Source organism: Lysobacter sp. DMC104 (assembly GCF_056313665.1).
Genome location: NZ_JBQUZW010000005.1, coordinates 81442 through 98731, shown reverse-complemented (window position 1 = coordinate 98731; position 17290 = coordinate 81442). Strand labels below are relative to the sequence as shown.

The following is a 17290-nucleotide window of genomic DNA, read 5'->3' as shown; positions in this document are numbered from 1 at the left end:
GCATCCGGTACGTTCACACGAACGCCCCTGCCCCGGGGAATTCCCGAGGCCCGCGGGGGTGCACTGTCCGGTATGGCGAAATGCAGGAGCATGGCTGGTGACGGGATTCATTCGGTGCGCGCGATGCCCTCGCGCCGGGGCGGCAGGCCTGGATCGTGCGTGCTGCGCGTCGCCTACGGGCAGGTCCGATGACCCGCCTCGCATGCGTTGCAGGATGTGCCCGCCTTCCTTGCGGGCCGCACCATGACCCGCAGGATCCTGATCACCGGCTCCTCGGGCCTCATCGGCACCAGGCTGGAAACAGTCCTCGGCCTGCGCGGATCGCAGCTCGTCCGCCTCGACATTCGTGCGGCCGGCCAACACCAGGGCGACGTGCGTGATCCCGAGCGCGTGCGAAATGCCGTCAGCGATGTCGATGGGATCGTCCACCTCGCGGCCGTGTCCCGTGTCGTCTGGGGCGAGCGAAACCCCGAGCTTTGTCACGCGACCAATGTCGATGGCCTCCGCAACGTGCTGGTTGCCGCCGAGCAGTCCATCCGCAAACCGTGGTTGATCTTCGCCAGCAGTCGCGAGGTGTACGGGCAGCCGGACGCGCTGCCCGTTGTAGAAGACGATGCGTTGAAGCCCGTGAACGTGTATGGACGTTCCAAGGCGCAGGGCGAGTGGCTGGTCGCCGAAGCCCAGTCACGAGGCGTGCGCGCATGCACGATCCGCCTGTCCAACGTCTACGGGAGCACGGACGATCATGCCGACCGCGTGGTTCCTGCCTTTGCGCGGGCCGCGGCACTCGGCCGGACATTGCGCGTCGACGGGCTGGAACACACCTTCGACTTCACCCACGTGGACGACGTCGCGCGGGGCATCGGCGCCCTCGTGGGGTTGCTGGAATCCACGGATCATCCCGTGCCGCCGATCCATTTCGTCAGTGGTCGACCCACGACGCTGGGTGAGCTGGCCGGTCTTGCCTGTCGGTTAGGACGGTCCGGTTCCACCATCCTGCCAGCCGCGCCGCGCGACTTCGACGTGGCCCGCTTCTTCGGGAACCCTGCCCGCGCAATGGCGTTGCTGGGATGGCAGCCTGTGATTTCGCTGGAGGACGGGCTTTTCCGGCTCGTCCAGGCGTTCCGGAAACTCCACATCGACGGCGTCGGCACGGAGATCGCGCAATGAAGATCATGAAAGTGATCCACGGCTACCCCATGCGCTACAACGCGGGCTCCGAGGTCTACAGCCAGACGTTATGCCACGCGCTCGCCCGGCGACACGAGGTCCACGTCTTCACGCGGGAAGAGGACCCGTTCGCACCGGATTTCCAGCTCCGAAGCGAGCGCGATCCGGATGAGCCCGCCATCCGGGTGCATGTCGTCAACAACCCGCGACTGAAGGATCGATACCGGGCGGTCGGGATCGACCAGCGGTTCGCCGAACTTCTGGATCGCGTCGTGCCCGACGTGGTGCACGTCGGCCACCTCAATCACCTTTCGACATCGCTCCTGCGCGAGGCCGCACTCCGCGGCATACCGATCGTCTTCACGCTCCACGACTATTGGCTGATGTGTCCGCGCGGGCAGTTCATGCAGACCTTTCCGGAAAACGGCAGCGAGCTATGGTCCGCGTGCGACGGCCAGGAAGATCGCAAGTGCGCCGAACGTTGCTATGCGCGTTACTTCAGCGGCGCTCCGGAAGAACGCGAGGCCGACGTCGGCTACTGGACGGATTGGGTCGGCCGGCGCATGCGACATGTCCGCGAGATGGCACAACTGGTCGATACCTTCATTGCGCCGTCGAGATACTTGCACGACCGCTTCCGGGACGAGTTCGGATTGCCTCCGGAAAAAATGGTGTTCCTCGACTACGGTTTCGCGCGCGAGCGCATGGCCGAACGGCGGCGTGCCGCGGATGAGTGCTTCACGTTCGGGTACATCGGCACGCATATCCCTGCGAAGGGCATCCACGACCTCATCCGGGCCTTCGGCATGTTGCGGGGCGAGCGACGTCTGCGCATCTGGGGGCGCCCCCGCGGGCAGGACACGGCATCGCTGCGACGAATCGCCGATTCGCTTTCGAAAGAGGCCGCGGAGCGAATCGAGTGGCGACCCGAATACAAGAACGACGCCATCGTCCGGGATGTCTTCGATCACTGCGACGCGATCGTCGTCCCCTCCGTCTGGGTGGAGAACGCGCCCCTCGTGATCCACGAGGCGCAGCAGGCCCGCGTGCCGGTAATCACCGCCAATGTCGGCGGGATGGCGGAGTACGTGCACCACGACGTCAATGGCCTGCTGTTCGAGCACCGATCCGTGCATGCGCTTTCCGGACAGATGCAGCGAATGCTCGACGAGCCCGGCCTTGCTACCACCTTGGGGGCGCGCGGATATCTGTTCGACGATTCGGGCGACATCCCGTCGATCCAACAGCACGCGTGCGACATCGAGGCGCTTTACGCGCGGGCGCTCGCGTCTCGCTCCGCTGCCCGTGTCCCGCGGACGGCAGGGCCCTGGCGCATCACGTTCGACACGAATCCAGACATCTGCAATCTTCGATGCGTGATGTGCGAAGAGCACTCACCGCACAGCACGCTGCAAGCGCGGCGAGTCCGCGCAGGACGGCCTCGTCGCGTGATGCCATTCGACACCATCGAACGCGTCGTCGCCGAGGCGGTGCCGCACGGGCTCCGGGAAATCATTCCCTCGACGATGGGAGAACCCCTGCTGTACGAGCACTTCGACCGGATCCTCGGCTTGTGCCGCCGCTACGACATCAAATTGAACCTGACGACCAACGGGACATTCCCCAGGGGCGGGGCCACGCGGTGGGCCGAGCTGATCGTTCCGGTCACGTCCGACGTGAAGATTTCGTGGAACGGCGCAAGGAAGTCCACTTACGAAACCATCATGCCGGGAGGCCGCTGGGAGAAGGCGCTCGAAAATATCCGTGACTTCATCCTGGTACGCGACCGTCATGCGGCATCGGGTGGACATCGCTGCAGGGTCACGTTCCAGCTTACGTTCCTGGAGCAGAACGTGGCGGAACTGGCGGACATGGTGCGTCTGGCGATCGATCTTGGCGTCGATCGCGTGAAAGGGCACCACCTGTGGGCGCATTTCGAGGAAATCCGCGGGCAATCGATGCGGCGGAGCCCCGACGCCATCGAGCGCTGGAATCGCGCCGTCCTCGAAGCGCGGGACGCGGCGGCCGAGCGAACGCTGCCGAACGGAAACCACGTACTGCTCGAGAACATTTTCCTGCTTGAGCCCTCTGCGACGGAAGACATCGCGCGTGGCGGCGCGTGTCCGTTTCTCGCACAGGAGGCATGGATCAATGCCGAGGGACGTTTCGACCCCTGCTGCGCCCCCGATCTGCAGCGCCGGACCCTTGGCGATTTCGGCCGCATGTCGGAGCAGGGGTTCATGGAAATCTGGAACGGCGAGCGCTACCGAACGCTCGTGGACGATTACCGGGACCGACCACTCTGTCGGAGCTGCAACATGCGCAAACCACCTGGCCAGACAGCATGAGCTGGCAATCCCTGGCCGTGGCGCCCGCGGGCACCCATCATGTCGACGCTTGCGGGAAGCCGGTCTATGACGAACGTTTCGATGCGGTCTTGAAATTCCATGCTCCCGGGTTGGCTCCCGTGCACCGTGGCGCCGAGGCATGGCACATACGGCGCGACGGCTCGGCTGCCTACGAACGCCGCTTCGTCCGGACCTTCGGGTATTACGATGGCCTGGCCGCGGTCGTCCAGGTGACGGGGTGGGCGCACATCACGCCGGACGGTGCCGACGCCTATAGCGGGCGATTCGCGTGGTGCGGGAACTTCCAGCAACAGCGCTGCGCGGTGAGAGAACACGACGGGCACTACTTTCACATCACGCCGTCCGGCGAGCCCGGCTATGCCTCCCGGTGGCGTTACGTCGGCGACTATCGCGACGGGATCGCCGTCGTGCAGGCGGACGATGGCCATTCAAGCCATGTCGACCTCGACGGCGCACTGGTTCACGAAAAGTGGTTTGTCGACCTCGATGTGTTCCACAAAGGCTTCGCGCGCGCGCGCGACGAGGATGGCTGGATGCATGTCGACCTCGCAGGTCGGCCTGCGTACCGGCGCCGGTTCCATGCGGTCGAACCGTTCTACAACGGGCAGGCGCGGGTCGAGCGGTTCGACGGTGGCCTCGAGGTCATCGATGAGTCCGGATCGACGCTTGTCGAGCTGCGTCCGGCGCGACGCCCGGAATTCGCCGGCCTCTCGGCGGACATGGTGGGCTTCTGGAAGACCCAGGCGATTGCCGCCGCGGTGGAGCTCGGCGTCATCGCGATCCTGCCGGCGAGCGAGCAAGACATCAGCGAACGGTGCCGGCTCCGTCCCGACCTCGTGCCGCGGCTGCTGCGGGCACTTGGTGAGCTTGGAATCACCGCTCGACGGGAGGAAGAGTGGACACTCACGGCCCGGGGAGAATTCCTCCAATCGGATCACCCCCTCACCCTGGCCGATGCCGCGCTGGAGTACGCAGGGCCCTTCACGACCCTGTGGCACCAACTCCCGGACGCGCTGCGGATGGGCAGTGGCTGGCAGGCGCCCGACATCTTCGGCGACGTTGCGCGGGACGAGACGCGCTGTACCGGCCATCACCGCATGCTGCGCAGCTACGCGCGCCACGACTATCGCGCGGTCTGCGGTGCACTGGGTCTGCGCGGCGACGAGCGCGTGGTGGATGCAGGTGGCGGCCTCGGCGTTCTCGCCGAAATGATCGTCGAGGCGCATCCGTTCGCGGACGTGATGGTGCTCGAGAGGCCGGAGGTCGTGGACATGGCGCCCGCCTTGCCGGGTGTCCGCTGGCAGAGCGGGGATTTGCTGGCGCCTTGGAACATCGAGGCAGATGTGGTGATCCTGTCGCGAATCCTGCACGATTGGGACGACGCACAGGCAATCCGGATCCTCGCACACGCGCGTGCGGCACTTCCGACGGGTGGACGGCTGTACGTCGTGGAAATGCTGATGCCGATGGACGGCGTTGCAGGTGCCTTGTGTGATCTGCACTTGCTGATGTCGACCGGAGGCCGGGAGCGAACCTCGGCCGATTTCGGCCGCATGCTGTCGGCTGCCCGCTTCGAGATGGAATCGGTTCGCCGGCTTCCGGCGCTGCCGTCCGTGATCGTGGGCGTGGCCTGTGACTGAACGGCAGTGGCGCATCCCGCGTTCGACGCTGACGCTTCTTGAAACGGTGCCGAAGGACAGGGCCGTCGCGTGTCTTCTTCGCCATTCGGTTCGTGACGATCTGCCACCGGGCGACGTCGGCTACGACCTGCCGATCAACGAAGCGGGACGTGAGCTTGCGACCGCATTGGGAAGGATTCTGCGTGGTCGATTGCGAACTCTCCACACAAGCCCGCTTGCCAGGTGCGTGCAAACCGCCGAGGCGCTCGTCGAGGGAGCGTCCGACATCGTGCCGGTCGTGAAGGATCATTCGCTCGGCGATCCGGGAGCGTTCGTGGTCGACGCGGCCGTGGCATGGACGAATTGGGAGACGCTCGGCCACGAAGGGGTCATGCGACACCTCGTCGAGGAGACGGAAGCGCTGCCGGGAATGGCCCGTCCCGCAGACGCCGCACGCGCGCTGGTCCACTCGATGCTCGCCTCGACGACGAACGTCCCGGGTCTCCATGTCTTCGTGACACACGACTTGCTGGTGACCGCGACGGTCGCGAGGTTCCTCCGCACGCCATTCGCTCGCGCGAACTGGCCGGATTATCTGGAGGGCGCCTTTTTCTGGCAGACGGCAAGGGGGATCCACGCCGCCTATCGAGGGGACGAGTGCGTCCAGCCGATTGGCCCGTCCGGCGGGTCCTGAGCAGGATTCACCACGGCGCGTGCGGCCTCGACATCACGAACGATCGTGAAACGCCGTGGGCTTCGCGTTGATGAGCCTGTGCGGAGCGACCGCGCGTTCGGCGCGGGAATTCCGGCCATCCGGCATGCCGTCGGGACCGCGGTGTCGGAAACGTCAATCCCGGCCGCGACTTCCCGTACGGGAGTCGGCGGGATCTTTTCGAATCACGCCTGCCGAGTGAACGCGACCCGCCTTGGTACAGCGCCGCTGCCTGCGTTGGACGCCGGAGGGCCGGGTGGCGAGTCGTCGCGGAGACGTCCACTTGCCGGGGGCGACCATCCTGGCGGGACAGGTCCCAGCCGCGGCACGGATCGGTCAGAGAGAGAATGGCGCGCCTGGAGGGATTCGAACCCCCGACCAACGGCTTCGGAAGCCGCTACTCTATCCGGCTGAGCTACAGGCGCGTGGCGGCCATTGTCCCCGATTCGGGCGGCCGGCGCGAGCCTCCCCGTCCGCGACCGTTCCGAGATGAGCCGAACTGCCGATCCTGCCGCCGAGGTTTCCGTCTGGCGTGAGCGCCTGGGCCAGTACTGGAAGCTGGTCCGGGGCGATCGCCCGATCGGCTGGCTGCTGTTGCTGTGGCCCACGTGGTGGGGCCTGTGGCTGGCCGCCGACGGGGTGCCGCCGTGGTGGACGCTGGTGGTGTTCTCGCTGGGCGTGTGGTTGACCCGTTCGGCCGGCTGCGTCATCAACGACTACGCCGACCGCTGGCTCGATCCGCTGGTTGAACGCACGAAGGACCGGCCGCTGGCGTCCGGTGCGGTGCGTGGCCGCGAAGCGCTGGCGGTGTTCGCGGTGCTGATGCTGGTGGCGTTCGGACTGGTGCTGACCATGAATCGGCTGACCATCGCGATGAGCGTGGTCGGCGTGCTGCTCGCAGCCACCTACCCGTACCTCAAGCGACATACTTATCTGCCGCAGGTGTACCTCGGCCTGGCCTTCGGCTGGGGCATCCCGATGGCGTTCGCGGCGATCCGCGGCGAGGTGCCGGCCATCGCCTGGCTGCTGTACGTCAGCAACATCCTGTGGACCACGGCGTACGACACCTGGTACGCGATGGTCGACCGCGAGGACGATCTCCGCGCCGGGGCCAAGTCCACCGCGATCCTGTTCGGCGACCTCGATCTGGTCGCGCTCGGCGTGCTGTACGCACTGTTCTTCGCCGGGCTCTGGCTGGTCGGCAGCAAGGCCGGACTCGGGCCGGCGTGGTGGGTGGGAGTGGCGGTGGCTGCCGGCTGCACGGGCTGGCAGTTCGCCATCGCCCGCACCCGGGCCCGGGAGGCCTGCTTCAGGGCCTTCCTCGCGAACCACTGGGTGGGCATGGCGGTGTTCGCCGGCCTGGCTGCGGACTGCGCCCTCCGGGGCTGAAGGCACCCGCGCCCGGGCCATCCGCGAGCCATTCGCGAAAACCTGCGGCATTTCCGGCGATACCGTTTCCATGGCGCTGATTTGACGGCGTTTTTGCATGAATACGTATGCAAATCCCTGTTCGCCGGGCGGGCAGGCACTACCATCGCCGCTGCGTGCCGGGGACAGGCTGGACCCTGGACATGCCGGGAACCGCGGTGCCGTCGCCCGACGACGGTGGAGACGCATGGCCCCGCCAACGAATTCCAGTTGCTGTGGAGGGGATCCATGCAGCCTTTGAAGCGAAACCTGTTGAGCGTGGCGCTGGCTTCGGCCGCGCTCATGATGGCCAGTGCGGCACAAGCACAGACGGCCGACCAGACTCCATCCGACGCCGGCGACCTCGACACCATCCAGGTGACCGGCATCCGTCGCAGTATCGAAGCGTCGACCGACTCCAAGAAGGAGTCGACCTCGATCGTCGAAGCGATCTCGGCCGAAGACATCGGCAAGTTGCCCGACACCTCGATCGCCGACTCGCTCGCGCGCCTGCCCGGTCTGACCGCCCAGCGTTTCGGCGGCCGTCCGCAGGAAATCAACATCCGCGGCTTCGCCGGTGACTTCTCGACGACCACGCTCAACGGTCGCGAGCAGGTCAGCCTCGGCAACAATCGCGGCGTCGAGTTCGACCAGTATCCGTCCGAGCTGACCAGCCAGGTGCTGGTCTACAAGACTCCGGACGCGCAGCTGATCGGCCAGGGCCTGTCCGGCACCGTCGACCTGCGCACCATCCGTCCGCTGGCCTTCGGCAAGCGCGCCTTCGCGGTCAACGTCCGCGGCGACATGAACAAGGTCGGCGACGAGAAGGAATACGGCGAGCGCTACAGCTTCTCGTACATCGACCAGTTCAAGGACAATACCGTCGGTCTGGCGCTGGGCTACGCCCACCTCAACAACCCGGCGCAGGCCAAGCAATTCGGCGACGCCTGGGGTTACGACGGCAGCGGCATCTTCGGCGGCGGCAAGCTGTACGACCTGTCGGTTGATAACCAGCGCGACGGTTTCATGGGCACGCTGGAATTCAAGCCGAACGACACCTACCACACCGTGCTCGACGTGTTCTACTCGAAGTTCGATCGCGAGGAAGACAAGCGCGGCATGGAATTCGGCGCCGCCTTCGGTGCGACCACGGTCCCCGGCAGCACCAACAGCCAGGCTTCGTTCACCGGCGTCAATCCGGTGATCCGCAACGATTTCAACGCGTCGTACGACAACCTGTTCTCGATCGGCTGGCGCAACGAATTGCAGCTGAACGACCATTGGCGGGCCAGCGTTGACGTCAGCGGTTCGAAGGCCGAGCGCAAGCAGCGCGTCCTCGAGACCTACGCCGGCGTCGACCCGACGCTGCCGCGCGACACGCTGACGATCACGCGCAACAGCGACGGCTACTACGTCCACGATTTCGGCTACGACTATGGCGATCCCAACGTCCTCCGCCTCGGCGACGCCGGCGGCTGGGGACAGGACGGCTACATCAAGGACTTCAAGGTCAAGGATTCGCTGTCCTCGTTCCGCCTCGACTTCGAGCGCAGCTTCGACGAAGGCTGGTTCAGCAGCTTCAAGTTCGGCGCCAACCTGACCGACCGCACCAAGAGCCGCGCGTCGAAGGAAGCCTTCCTCGACCTCACCGCCTGCCTCGGCGGCGTGTCGCCGGCCTGCCCAGACGGCTTCTCGGCGGCCATCCCGACGAATCTGCACAGCAGCTCGGCCTTCAATGCCTTCGGCGTGGGCTCGATCTACGGCTACGATGCGCAACGCGCCTATCAGCAGCTCTACACGCGCCGCACGAACATCAACTCCGACATCAGCAACAAGAATTGGGAAGTCAACGAGCAGGTCTCGACGCTGTACTTCCAGGCCAATATCGACACCGAGCTCGGCTCGGTGCCGGTCAAGGGCAACCTCGGCATCCAGGCCGTCAGCGTCGACCAGCGTTCCTCCGGCCAGGAAACCTTCCCGGGCAACGGCGCCGGCAACAAGGTCGATGATGGCACCAGCTATGTCGACTGGCTGCCCAACCTGAACCTGTCGTTCGGCCTGCCCGCCGACCAGTTCATCCGCTTCAGTGCGGGGCGCCAGATGGCGCGTCCGCGCATGGATGAAATGCGCGCGAGTGGCAACATCAACGTGGACCGCAACCGTGCGACGAACCCGATCACGGGTGCGCCGAACACGGTCGATCCGGTCACCGGCCTGCCCACGCCGTGGTGGACCCGCGATGGTGGCGATCCGAAGCTGAAGCCCTGGCTGGCCAACGCCTACGACATCTCGTATGAGAAGTACTTCGGCGGCAACAAGGGCTACGTCAGCGCGGCCTACTTCTTCAAGGACCTGAAGACCTACATCTACAACCAGGCCACGCTGTTCAACATCAACGACACCTCGCTCACGCCGGCCGACTATCCGGCGAACCCGCCGCCGAACCCGGTGGGCGTGTACACCCGTCCGGCCAACGGCGAGGGCGGTACGGTGAAGGGCTTCGAACTCGCGGTGTCGCTGCCGCTTGACCTGCTGTGGGAGCCGCTCAACGGCTTCGGCATCCAGGCCAACTATTCCGACACCAAGAGCTCGGTCAAGCCGAACGGCCCGGGCAGCTCCGAGCCGCTGCCGGGCCTGTCGAAGTACGTGTCGAACATCACCGCGTACTACGAGCGTTTCGGCTTCTCGGCGCGCGTCAGCCAGCGCCACCGCTCGGCGTTCCTGGGTGAAGTCCAGGGCTTCGGCGGCGACCGCACCAAGCGCACGTTCGAAGGCGAGACCGTCACCGACCTGCAGCTGGGCTACACCTTCCAGTCCGGTGCACTCGAGAATCTCGGCATCCTGCTCCAGGTCAACAACCTCGAGAACGAGCCCTTCCGCTCGTCCTTCGGCGGCGACAGCACCCGGCCGCGCGAATACTTCGAGTACGGTCGCACCTACCTGTTCGGCGTGAACTACCGCTTCTAAGCGTCACACTCTCGACAGGCGAGCTTGGCCCTTGTCCGGTTCCCCGCCGGGCAAGGGCCTTTTCTTTGGGCGAGATGGAATGGGACTGCAGTTCAAATCCAGTCTCTGAATCGATTCCTCGATGACGATCGCATGGATCGATCGTTTCAATGACTTCCTGCACCGAGAGCGATATTCACCTTGCGCCTTGTCGCTGGCGAATGTGCCGAAGCCATTGACGCTCCCGGGAAACGCACAACAGACTCGAATCGCATTGCAGGAACGAAGCCGGCCGATTCCACAGGGGGAATGCCGATGGCCAGGGACAGTGCCGCCGCCGCGATGTTCATCGCGTTGCTGACGCTCACGGGACTCTGCGCGACCACGGCCTGTGCGCATGGCGGCGGTCTCGACAAGAACGGATGCCATCACGACCGCAAGCACGGCGGTTATCACTGTCATCGTGGCAGCGGACCTGCACCTTCAACTACATCGCCGCTGCGATTCGATCTTTCGTCTGATGACGAAGCGGGTGTCGCGCCACGTTCGAGATCATCCCGTCCCTTCGCCAACTGCGCCGAAGCCCGCGCCGCCGGTGCCGCGCCCGTGCGTCGCGGCGATCCTGGCTACGGCCCGCATCTGGATCGCGATGGAGATGGCGTGGGGTGCGAACCGCGAAGAAGGTGATGCCTGACCAAAGTGATGCCGAAGCGCGACCTATCAACACCCGCAGGCGAGGGGCATCGGGGGAAGCATGTGGGGGCGAGCCTGTCCGTGAGAGAGACAGGAAATCCGTCCACGAGGAGCATGACGATGGCGAAGTGGCCGCACCAGAATGATGTCGATGCCTTTTACGGAAACCCGCGAGGTCGCGACGGACAGGAGAGTGCGGCCTAGGTTTCGGACAATATCGTGCGGCTTTCCCCGCCATGGAAACTGGTGACCGCCTGGGACTTCCAGCCAGTGAAAGCCGTCAGGATCCACCGCTTGTGCTCGGAAAGCCTGACGCGCGTCTTCGACGCGATCTGGGAAGCCGCGGGCCGGAAACAGGAACGAATCAATGAATGGGGCATGCATCTTTATGCCGGTGGCTTCAATTACCGGCTGATGCGCGGCAGTACCCGACTGTCGATGCACAGCTGGGGCTGCGCTGTCGATTTCGATTCGGCACGCAACGGTTTCGGCGACAGGACACCTAATTTCGCGACGATCCCTCAGGTGCTGGATGCCTTCGCCGCGGAAGAATGGACTTGGGGTGGCCGCTGGGGGAAGCCGGATGGCATGCATTGGCAGGCCGCCCGGCTGTGATGCTTCCGGTGATTCGGCTCAGGCCTCTGCCCGAGCCGCTTCCCGCGCCAACCCCTCGATCCTCCCCCAATCCTTCGCCTTCAGCGCATCCGCCGGCACCATCCACGACCCGCCCACCGTGATGACATTCGGCAACGCGAGATAGCCCGGCGCCTTGGCGGCATCGATCCCGCCGGTCGGGCAGAACTTCACGTGGGCGAAAGGACCTGCGAAACCTTTCAACGCGGCGATGCCGCCGCTGGATTCGGCGGGGAAGAACTTGAAGCGGGTCCAGCCGTGTTCGAGGCCGCGCATGAGTTCGCTGGCGGTGGCGATGCCGGGCAGCAGCGGGATGGTGGCGGTCTTCGCGGCGGCGTAGAGCGTGTCGGTGCCGCCGGGCGAGATGGCGAAGGCGGCGCCGGCGTCCTGCACGGCGGCGAGGTCGGCGGGGGTGAGCACGGTGCCGGCGCCGACGATCGCGCCGGGCACGGTGCGCATGCGGCGGATCACTTCGAGCGCGGCCGCGGTGCGCAGCGTGATCTCCAGCACCGGCAGGCCGGCGGCGACCAACGTTTCGGCCAGCGGGATGGCGTCGTCGGCGTCGGCGACGGCCAGCACCGGCACCACCGGGGCCTGGCGCAGGATCGTGTCGATGCGGTCCATCGTTTCGGGATTCATCGGGCAGTCTCGCGGTGGGCGTCGGCGCGCAGCGCCATGGCGGCGCCGAGCAGGCCCGGGCCGGTGTGGGTGATGACGCGGATGTTCACGGATTCGAGATAGGCAGCGAAGCGGCCCTTCGACAGGAAGCGCTCACGGAAGGCGCTGCTGCGCAGGAACGGCACGAAGCGCGGGACGATGCCGCCGGCGAGCATCACGGTGCGCGCGCCGTGGATCAGCGCGGCGTCGCCGGCGACGCTGCCCAGCACGGCGCAGAAGCGCGCCAGCGTGCGGCGCGCGGCCAGGTCGTGGCCTTCCAGCGCGGCGGCGACGATGTCCGCCGGCTCGCGCAGCGCCTGGTGCTGGCCGGTGCCATGGTCGACCGCGCCGCGCAGGACCGCATCGATGTGCGACAGGCCGCTGCCGCAGAGCAGGCGTTCGTTCGACACGCGGCCGAAACGCGCGGTGAACCAGCGCGCGATGTTGAGTTCTTCCTCGCCCAGCGGCGCGAAGCTGACGTGGCCGCCTTCGGTCTCGACTACCTGCCAGCGATCGTCGCCGCCGACCAGCATCGCCACGCCCAGGCCCGTGCCGGGGCCGATCACGGTGATCGGGCCCTGCAGCGGGGCGTCGCCATCGCCGTGCAGCGCGATCTGCTCGTCCGCGTGCAGCGCCGGCACCGACCACGCGACCGCGCCGAAATCGTTCAGTACGTGCAGGTGATCGAGGTGCAGCGTCTGTTGCAGTTCACCGCGGGTGAAGGACCAGGCGCGGTTGGTCAGCCGGATCTCCTCGCCGTTCACCGGGCTGGCGACCGCGATCGCCGCCTGCCGCGGCTTCGCGCCGATGCCGTCGAGATAGTGCTCGGCCGCATGCTGCAGGCTGGCGAAACGCGCGGCCTCCAGACTGCGCGGTTCCAGCACCTGCGCGGTGGCCGCCGACAGGTCGGTGAGGGCGAAGCGCGCGTTGGTGCCGCCGATGTCGGCGATCAGTGCGAGCGAGGAAGCGGCGGAAACATTCATGCGGTCGCGGTCTCCCGGCTCAGCCGGTGATGGACGGGGGCGTGACGAACAGGCTGCAGGCGCCTTCTTCGGCCGGGCCGACGTTCGCGCGCATCAGGCCGAACAGGTCGCGGCCGACGCCGTGCGCGTTGCCGGACAGGTCCGGCAGCGTCGCGGTGCGTGCGGCCCATTCGGCCTCGGGCACGTCGACGTGCAGCACGCCGGCTTCGGCGTCGACGCGGATCGGATCGCCGTCGCGCAGTTTCGCGATGGCGCCGGCGCAGGCGGCTTCGGGCGTGACGTGGATCGCCGCCAGCACCTTGCCCGAGGCGCCGGACATGCGGCCGTCGGTCAGCAGCGCGACGCGCTGGCCGCGGTCCTGCAGCAGCGACAGCGTCGGCGTGAGCTTGTGCAGTTCGGGCATGCCGTTGGCGCGCGGGCCCTGGCCGCGGATCACCGCGACGAAATCCCCGACGAGTTCGCCGGCCTTGAACGCGGCCAGCAGCGCGTCCTGCGATTCGAAGACCTTCGCCGGCGCGGCGATGGCGCGATGCTCGGGCGCGACCGCGGAGATCTTCACCACCGCGCGGCCGAGGTTGCCCTTCACGCAGCGCAGGCCGCCTTCGCGGTCGAACGGTTCGGCGACCGGGCGGACGATGCTCGTGTCGCGCGACACGGCGGGCGCGGGCTGCCAGACCAGGCGCGTGCCTTCCAGCGCCGGCACCTGCGCCTGCGCGCGCAGGTCGCCGCCGTGCACGCAGCGGATGTCGGCGTGCATCAGCCCGGCATCGAGCAATTCGCGGATCACGAAGCCGAGGCCGCCCGCGACGTGGAAATGGTTCACGTCGGCGCTGCCGTTGGGATACACGCGGGCCAGCAGCGGCGTGGCCTGCGACAGTTCGTCGAGGTCGTCCCAGTCGATGATGATCCCGGCGGTGCGGGCGATGGCGACCAGATGCAGCGCGTGGTTGGTCGAGCCGCCGGTCGCGGCCAGGCCGACCATCGCGTTGACGATCGCCTTCTCGTCGACCGTGCGGCCGATCGGGCGATAGTCGTCGCCGAGCGCGGTGATGCGCAGCGCCTGCTCGGTCGCGGCCACGGTCAGTGCGTCGCGCAGCGGCGTGTGCGGATTGACGAAGGCGCTGCCCGGCATGTGCAGGCCCATCACTTCCATCAGCATCTGGTTGGAGTTCGCGGTGCCGTAGAACGTGCAGGTACCGGCGCCGTGGTACGACGCGGACTCGGCTTCCAGCAGTTCCTCGCGCGTGGCCTTGCCTTCGGCGTAGCGCTGGCGGACGGCCGCCTTTTCCTTGTTCGGCAAACCAGAAGGCATCGGCCCGGCGGGCACGAAGATCGCGGGCAGGTGGCCGAAGCTCAGCGCGCCGATCAGCAGGCCGGGCACGATCTTGTCGCACACGCCGAGCATCAGCGCGGCGTCGAACATCTCGTGCGAGAGCGCGGTCGCGGCCGACATCGCCACGGTGTCGCGCGAGAACAGCGACAGCTCCATGCCGGTGCGGCCCTGGGTCACGCCGTCGCACATCGCCGGCACGCCGCCGGCGACCTGCGCGCTGCCGCCGGCGTTGCGCGCGGCCATGCGGATCAGCGTCGGGTACTGCTCCATCGGCTGGTGCGCCGACAGCATGTCGTTGTACGCGGTGACGATGCCGAGGTTGCCGCCGGCGCCGCCTTTCAGCATGGGCTTGTCGGTGCCGGAGGCCGCGAAGGCGTGGGCGAGGTTGCCGCAGCCCAGATCGCGGCGCGCAGGTCCGTGCGGACGTGCGGCGTCGATGCGGGCGAGGTAGGCCGTGCGCGTCGGCAGGCTCTTCTCGGCGATGCGCGCGGTGACGCGTTCGACGACGGGATGCAGGGACATCATGGACTCCAGTGGATGTGCACCGTGGTCTCCGGCGCGTGCAGCACGGCGGAGATCGGGCGCAGCGCCGGATCGCACGCGGCCTGGGCCGCGCGCAGCACCTCGCGCTTGCGCGCGCCGGTGACCAGCAGGTGCAGCGACCGCGCGCGCAGCAGGCGCGCGAGGCCGAGCGTAATGCGCGGGAACGGCGCTTCCGGCGGCAGCGGATCGGGCACGAGCGCGAAGGCGTCCTCGGTCGCATCGAGGGCCATCGCCTCCGGCAACGCCGCGGCGCCGGGGAACAGCGACGCGGTGTGCGCGTCCTCGCCCATGCCGAGCACGACGGCGTCGAAAGCGATGGCGTGCAGCGGCGCGAGCGCGGCGCGGGCGTGCGCGAGTGAGGCCGCGGGGTTGCCGTCGGCGGTGGTCAGCGCTTCGACGACGAGACCGTTCGCGTCGGCGAACGCTTGGCGCAGTGCAGTGACATTGCTCGCCGGATGATCATGCGCCACGCAGCGGTCGTCGCCGGGCAGCGCGATCACCCGCGACCAGTCCAGCGGCGCCGCGGCCAGCGCGCGGTAGATCGGGAACGGCGTGCGGCCGCCGGCCAGCGCCAGCGTCGCGTGGCCGCGGGCCTGCAATGCTTCCGTGCAGGCATCGCGCAGCTGCGCGGCGACCGCCGCGGCCAGCGCGTCGACGTCGGGATGGTGGTGTTCGACCCAGGCCATGGCGCGTCGCTCACTCCCGCCAGCTGTGGCCGTGGCGCTCGGTCATCGCGAGCGCGGCATTCGGGCCCCAGGTGCCGGCGGCATACGGTTTCGGCGTGGTGCCGGCGTACTTCCAGCCGTCGAGGATCGCGTCCACCCACTGCCAGGCGGCTTCGGTCTCGTCGCGGCGCACGAACAGCGTGCCGTTGCCCTCGATCGCGTCGAGGTACAGGCGCTCGTAGGCCAGGCGGCGGCGCACGTTGGCGAATTCCTCGTCCAGGTCCAGGTCCAGCGACACCTGCGACAGGCGCAGGCCGCTGCGGTCCAGGCCCGGCGTCTTGTGCATCAATTGCAGTTCGATGCGTTCTTCCGGTTGCAGCTTGATCAGCAGCGCATTCGGCTGCGTCGCGGCACCGGCGCGCGCGAAGATCGAGTGCGGCACCGCGCGGAATTGCAGTTGGATCTCGGTGCAGCGGCGCGCCATCCGCTTGCCGGTGCGCAGGTAGAACGGCACGCCCGACCAGCGCCAGTTGTCGATGTGCGCGCGCAGGGCGACGAAGGTCTCGGTGCTGCTGGCGCGGCCGAGTTCATCGACGTAGCCCGGCACCGCCTTGCCGGCGATCGCGCCGGCGCCGTACTGCCCGGCCACGGTCTCGCTGCCGACTTCGGCGCGACCGATCCGGCGCAGCGCATGCAGCACCTTGATCTTCTCGTTGCGCACCGCGGTGGGCTCGAACTGCGATGGCGGTTCCATCGCCACCAGGCACAGCAGCTGCAGCATGTGGTTCTGGAGCATGTCGCGCATCGCGCCGGAACCGTCGTAGTAATCTCCGCGGCCTTCCACGCCCACGGTCTCGGCGACGGTGATCTGCACGTGCTCGATGTGGCGCGCGTTCCACAGCGGCTCGAACAGCGCGTTGCCGAAGCGCAGCGCCAGCAGGTTCTGCACGCCTTCCTTGCCGAGGTAGTGGTCGACGCGGTAGACCTGCGATTCGTCGAAGACGCGGGTGACGCCGTCGTTGATCGCGACCGCTTCGATGAGGTCATGGCCGATCGGCTTTTCCAGCATCACCCGGGTGCCCGGGCCGGACAGGCCGTGCCGGCCCAGCGCCTCGCAGGCCTGCACGTAGAACTTCGGCGAAGTGCTGATGTGATAGAGCACGTCGCCGTCGCGCAGCGCCTGCACGCGCTCGGCCAGCGCGGCCATCGACGCGTCGTCGTCAAGCGAGGCCGGCTGGTAGTGCGTGCGCGCCAGCAACTTCTCCAGCATGCCTGCGTCGCGCTGTGACTCGGGCACGAAGGTCTCGATCGATTTCGCGACGACGGCGCGGAACGCGTCCTCGTCGAGCACGCTGCGCGCGCTGCCGAGCAGGCGCATGTTCGCGGGCAGCAGGCCGCTGCATTCCAGGCCGAACAGCGAGGGCAGCAGCATGCGCTGGGCGAGGTCGCCGGTGGCACCGAAGATGGTCAGCAGCGAGGCGGGAGAAGTGGTCACGGTCGTGGTCGTCGGGAAAACTTCAGAGCGTACGCGGTGGTGTCGGTGAGCCTGGATTGTAAACG

14 protein-coding genes and 1 tRNA gene are annotated in these 17290 nt (G+C 67.3%); 8 read left to right on the top strand and 7 right to left on the bottom strand.

Annotated features, from left to right (window positions below):
* Positions 1 to 243: 243 nt before the first annotated feature.
* From ACT53R_RS08540 to ACT53R_RS08525, 4 genes are read left to right on the top strand one after another with little or no spacing between them, the layout of a single operon-like run.
* Positions 244 to 1170, top strand: a complete 927-nt coding sequence (locus tag ACT53R_RS08540; protein WP_476171435.1) for an NAD-dependent epimerase/dehydratase family protein — start codon at positions 244 to 246, stop codon at positions 1168 to 1170.
* Complete coding sequence (locus ACT53R_RS08535) at positions 1167 to 3518, top strand: glycosyltransferase (RefSeq protein ID WP_476171434.1); 2352 nt, start codon at positions 1167 to 1169, stop codon at positions 3516 to 3518. The genes ACT53R_RS08540 and ACT53R_RS08535 overlap by 4 nt, the downstream gene beginning before the upstream one ends.
* On the top strand, positions 3515 to 5179 hold the full coding sequence (locus tag ACT53R_RS08530; RefSeq protein ID WP_476171433.1) for a methyltransferase: 1665 nt from the start codon (positions 3515 to 3517) through the stop codon (positions 5177 to 5179). Before ACT53R_RS08535 ends, ACT53R_RS08530 begins: the two co-directional genes overlap by 4 nt.
* Positions 5172 to 5852: a histidine phosphatase family protein gene (locus tag ACT53R_RS08525; RefSeq protein WP_476171432.1), complete on the top strand. Its 681-nt coding sequence runs from the start codon at positions 5172 to 5174 to the stop codon at positions 5850 to 5852. The genes ACT53R_RS08530 and ACT53R_RS08525 overlap by 8 nt, the downstream gene beginning before the upstream one ends.
* Positions 5853 to 6218: 366 nt before the next feature.
* Here the strand turns inward: ACT53R_RS08525 and ACT53R_RS08520 are convergent.
* Positions 6219 to 6295, bottom strand: a tRNA-Arg gene (locus ACT53R_RS08520).
* A gap of 64 nt (positions 6296 to 6359) precedes the next feature.
* Here ACT53R_RS08520 and ubiA point away from each other — a divergent pair.
* Positions 6360 to 7259 (top strand): 4-hydroxybenzoate octaprenyltransferase, encoded by a 900-nt coding sequence (gene ubiA, locus ACT53R_RS08515; RefSeq protein ID WP_476171431.1) that lies wholly within the window; start codon positions 6360 to 6362, stop codon positions 7257 to 7259.
* A 267-nt stretch (positions 7260 to 7526) separates the two neighbouring features.
* Complete coding sequence (locus ACT53R_RS08510) at positions 7527 to 10244, top strand: TonB-dependent receptor (protein WP_476171430.1); 2718 nt, start codon at positions 7527 to 7529, stop codon at positions 10242 to 10244.
* Between the two features lie 146 nt (positions 10245 to 10390).
* Here the strand turns inward: ACT53R_RS08510 and ACT53R_RS08505 are convergent, their stop codons facing one another.
* Positions 10391 to 10591, bottom strand: coding sequence for a hypothetical protein (locus tag ACT53R_RS08505; protein WP_476171604.1), 201 nt, complete (start codon positions 10589 to 10591; stop codon positions 10391 to 10393).
* On the opposite strand from ACT53R_RS08505, the gene ACT53R_RS08500 reads away from it, so the two are divergent.
* Positions 10533 to 10910 (top strand): excalibur calcium-binding domain-containing protein, encoded by a 378-nt coding sequence (locus ACT53R_RS08500; RefSeq protein WP_476171601.1) that lies wholly within the window; start codon positions 10533 to 10535, stop codon positions 10908 to 10910. The two genes, ACT53R_RS08505 and ACT53R_RS08500, sit on opposite strands and share 59 nt — an antisense overlap.
* A gap of 252 nt (positions 10911 to 11162) precedes the next feature.
* The gene (locus tag ACT53R_RS08495; protein ID WP_476171429.1) at positions 11163 to 11531 is read left to right on the top strand and encodes a M15 family metallopeptidase; all 369 of its coding nucleotides are present in this window, start codon (positions 11163 to 11165) and stop codon (positions 11529 to 11531) included.
* 18 nt (positions 11532 to 11549) lie between these two features.
* On the opposite strand, the gene ACT53R_RS08490 is transcribed toward ACT53R_RS08495, so the two are convergent.
* Genes ACT53R_RS08490 through zwf form a run of 5 tightly spaced genes read right to left on the bottom strand, consistent with a single transcriptional unit; the run spans position 11550 to position 17225 of the window.
* Positions 11550 to 12188 carry a bifunctional 4-hydroxy-2-oxoglutarate aldolase/2-dehydro-3-deoxy-phosphogluconate aldolase gene (locus ACT53R_RS08490; RefSeq protein ID WP_476171428.1) on the bottom strand — a complete coding sequence of 213 codons (639 nt, stop codon included), beginning with the start codon at positions 12186 to 12188 and terminating at the stop codon, positions 11550 to 11552.
* Entirely contained in the window at positions 12185 to 13189 is a 1005-nt protein-coding gene (gene glk, locus ACT53R_RS08485) for a glucokinase (RefSeq protein ID WP_476171427.1), read from the bottom strand. Before glk ends, ACT53R_RS08490 begins: the two co-directional genes overlap by 4 nt.
* Positions 13190 to 13208: 19 nt before the next feature.
* Positions 13209 to 15044: a phosphogluconate dehydratase gene (edd, locus tag ACT53R_RS08480; RefSeq protein ID WP_476171426.1), complete on the bottom strand. Its 1836-nt coding sequence runs from the start codon at positions 15042 to 15044 to the stop codon at positions 13209 to 13211.
* Positions 15044 to 15751 carry a 6-phosphogluconolactonase gene (gene pgl / locus ACT53R_RS08475; protein ID WP_476171425.1) on the bottom strand — a complete coding sequence of 236 codons (708 nt, stop codon included), beginning with the start codon at positions 15749 to 15751 and terminating at the stop codon, positions 15044 to 15046. Before pgl ends, edd begins: the two co-directional genes overlap by 1 nt.
* A 10-nt stretch (positions 15752 to 15761) precedes the next feature.
* The gene (gene zwf / locus ACT53R_RS08470; RefSeq protein ID WP_476171424.1) at positions 15762 to 17225 is read right to left on the bottom strand and encodes a glucose-6-phosphate dehydrogenase; all 1464 of its coding nucleotides are present in this window, start codon (positions 17223 to 17225) and stop codon (positions 15762 to 15764) included.
* Positions 17226 to 17290: the final 65 nt, after the last annotated feature.

Coding starts and splice junctions, on each gene's coding strand:
- glk (WP_476171427.1), bottom strand. CDS start 13,189: ATGAATGTTTCCGCCGCTTCCTCGCTCGCACTGATCGCCGACATCGGC.
- ACT53R_RS08490 (WP_476171428.1), bottom strand. CDS start 12,188: ATGAATCCCGAAACGATGGACCGCATCGACACGATCCTGCGCCAGGCC.
- ACT53R_RS08530 (WP_476171433.1), top strand. CDS start 3,515: ATGAGCTGGCAATCCCTGGCCGTGGCGCCCGCGGGCACCCATCATGTC.
- ACT53R_RS08510 (WP_476171430.1), top strand. CDS start 7,527: ATGCAGCCTTTGAAGCGAAACCTGTTGAGCGTGGCGCTGGCTTCGGCC.
- pgl (WP_476171425.1), bottom strand. CDS start 15,751: ATGGCCTGGGTCGAACACCACCATCCCGACGTCGACGCGCTGGCCGCG.
- ACT53R_RS08540 (WP_476171435.1), top strand. CDS start 244: ATGACCCGCAGGATCCTGATCACCGGCTCCTCGGGCCTCATCGGCACC.
- edd (WP_476171426.1), bottom strand. CDS start 15,044: ATGTCCCTGCATCCCGTCGTCGAACGCGTCACCGCGCGCATCGCCGAG.
- ACT53R_RS08535 (WP_476171434.1), top strand. CDS start 1,167: ATGAAGATCATGAAAGTGATCCACGGCTACCCCATGCGCTACAACGCG.
- ubiA (WP_476171431.1), top strand. CDS start 6,360: ATGAGCCGAACTGCCGATCCTGCCGCCGAGGTTTCCGTCTGGCGTGAG.
- ACT53R_RS08500 (WP_476171601.1), top strand. CDS start 10,533: ATGCCGATGGCCAGGGACAGTGCCGCCGCCGCGATGTTCATCGCGTTG.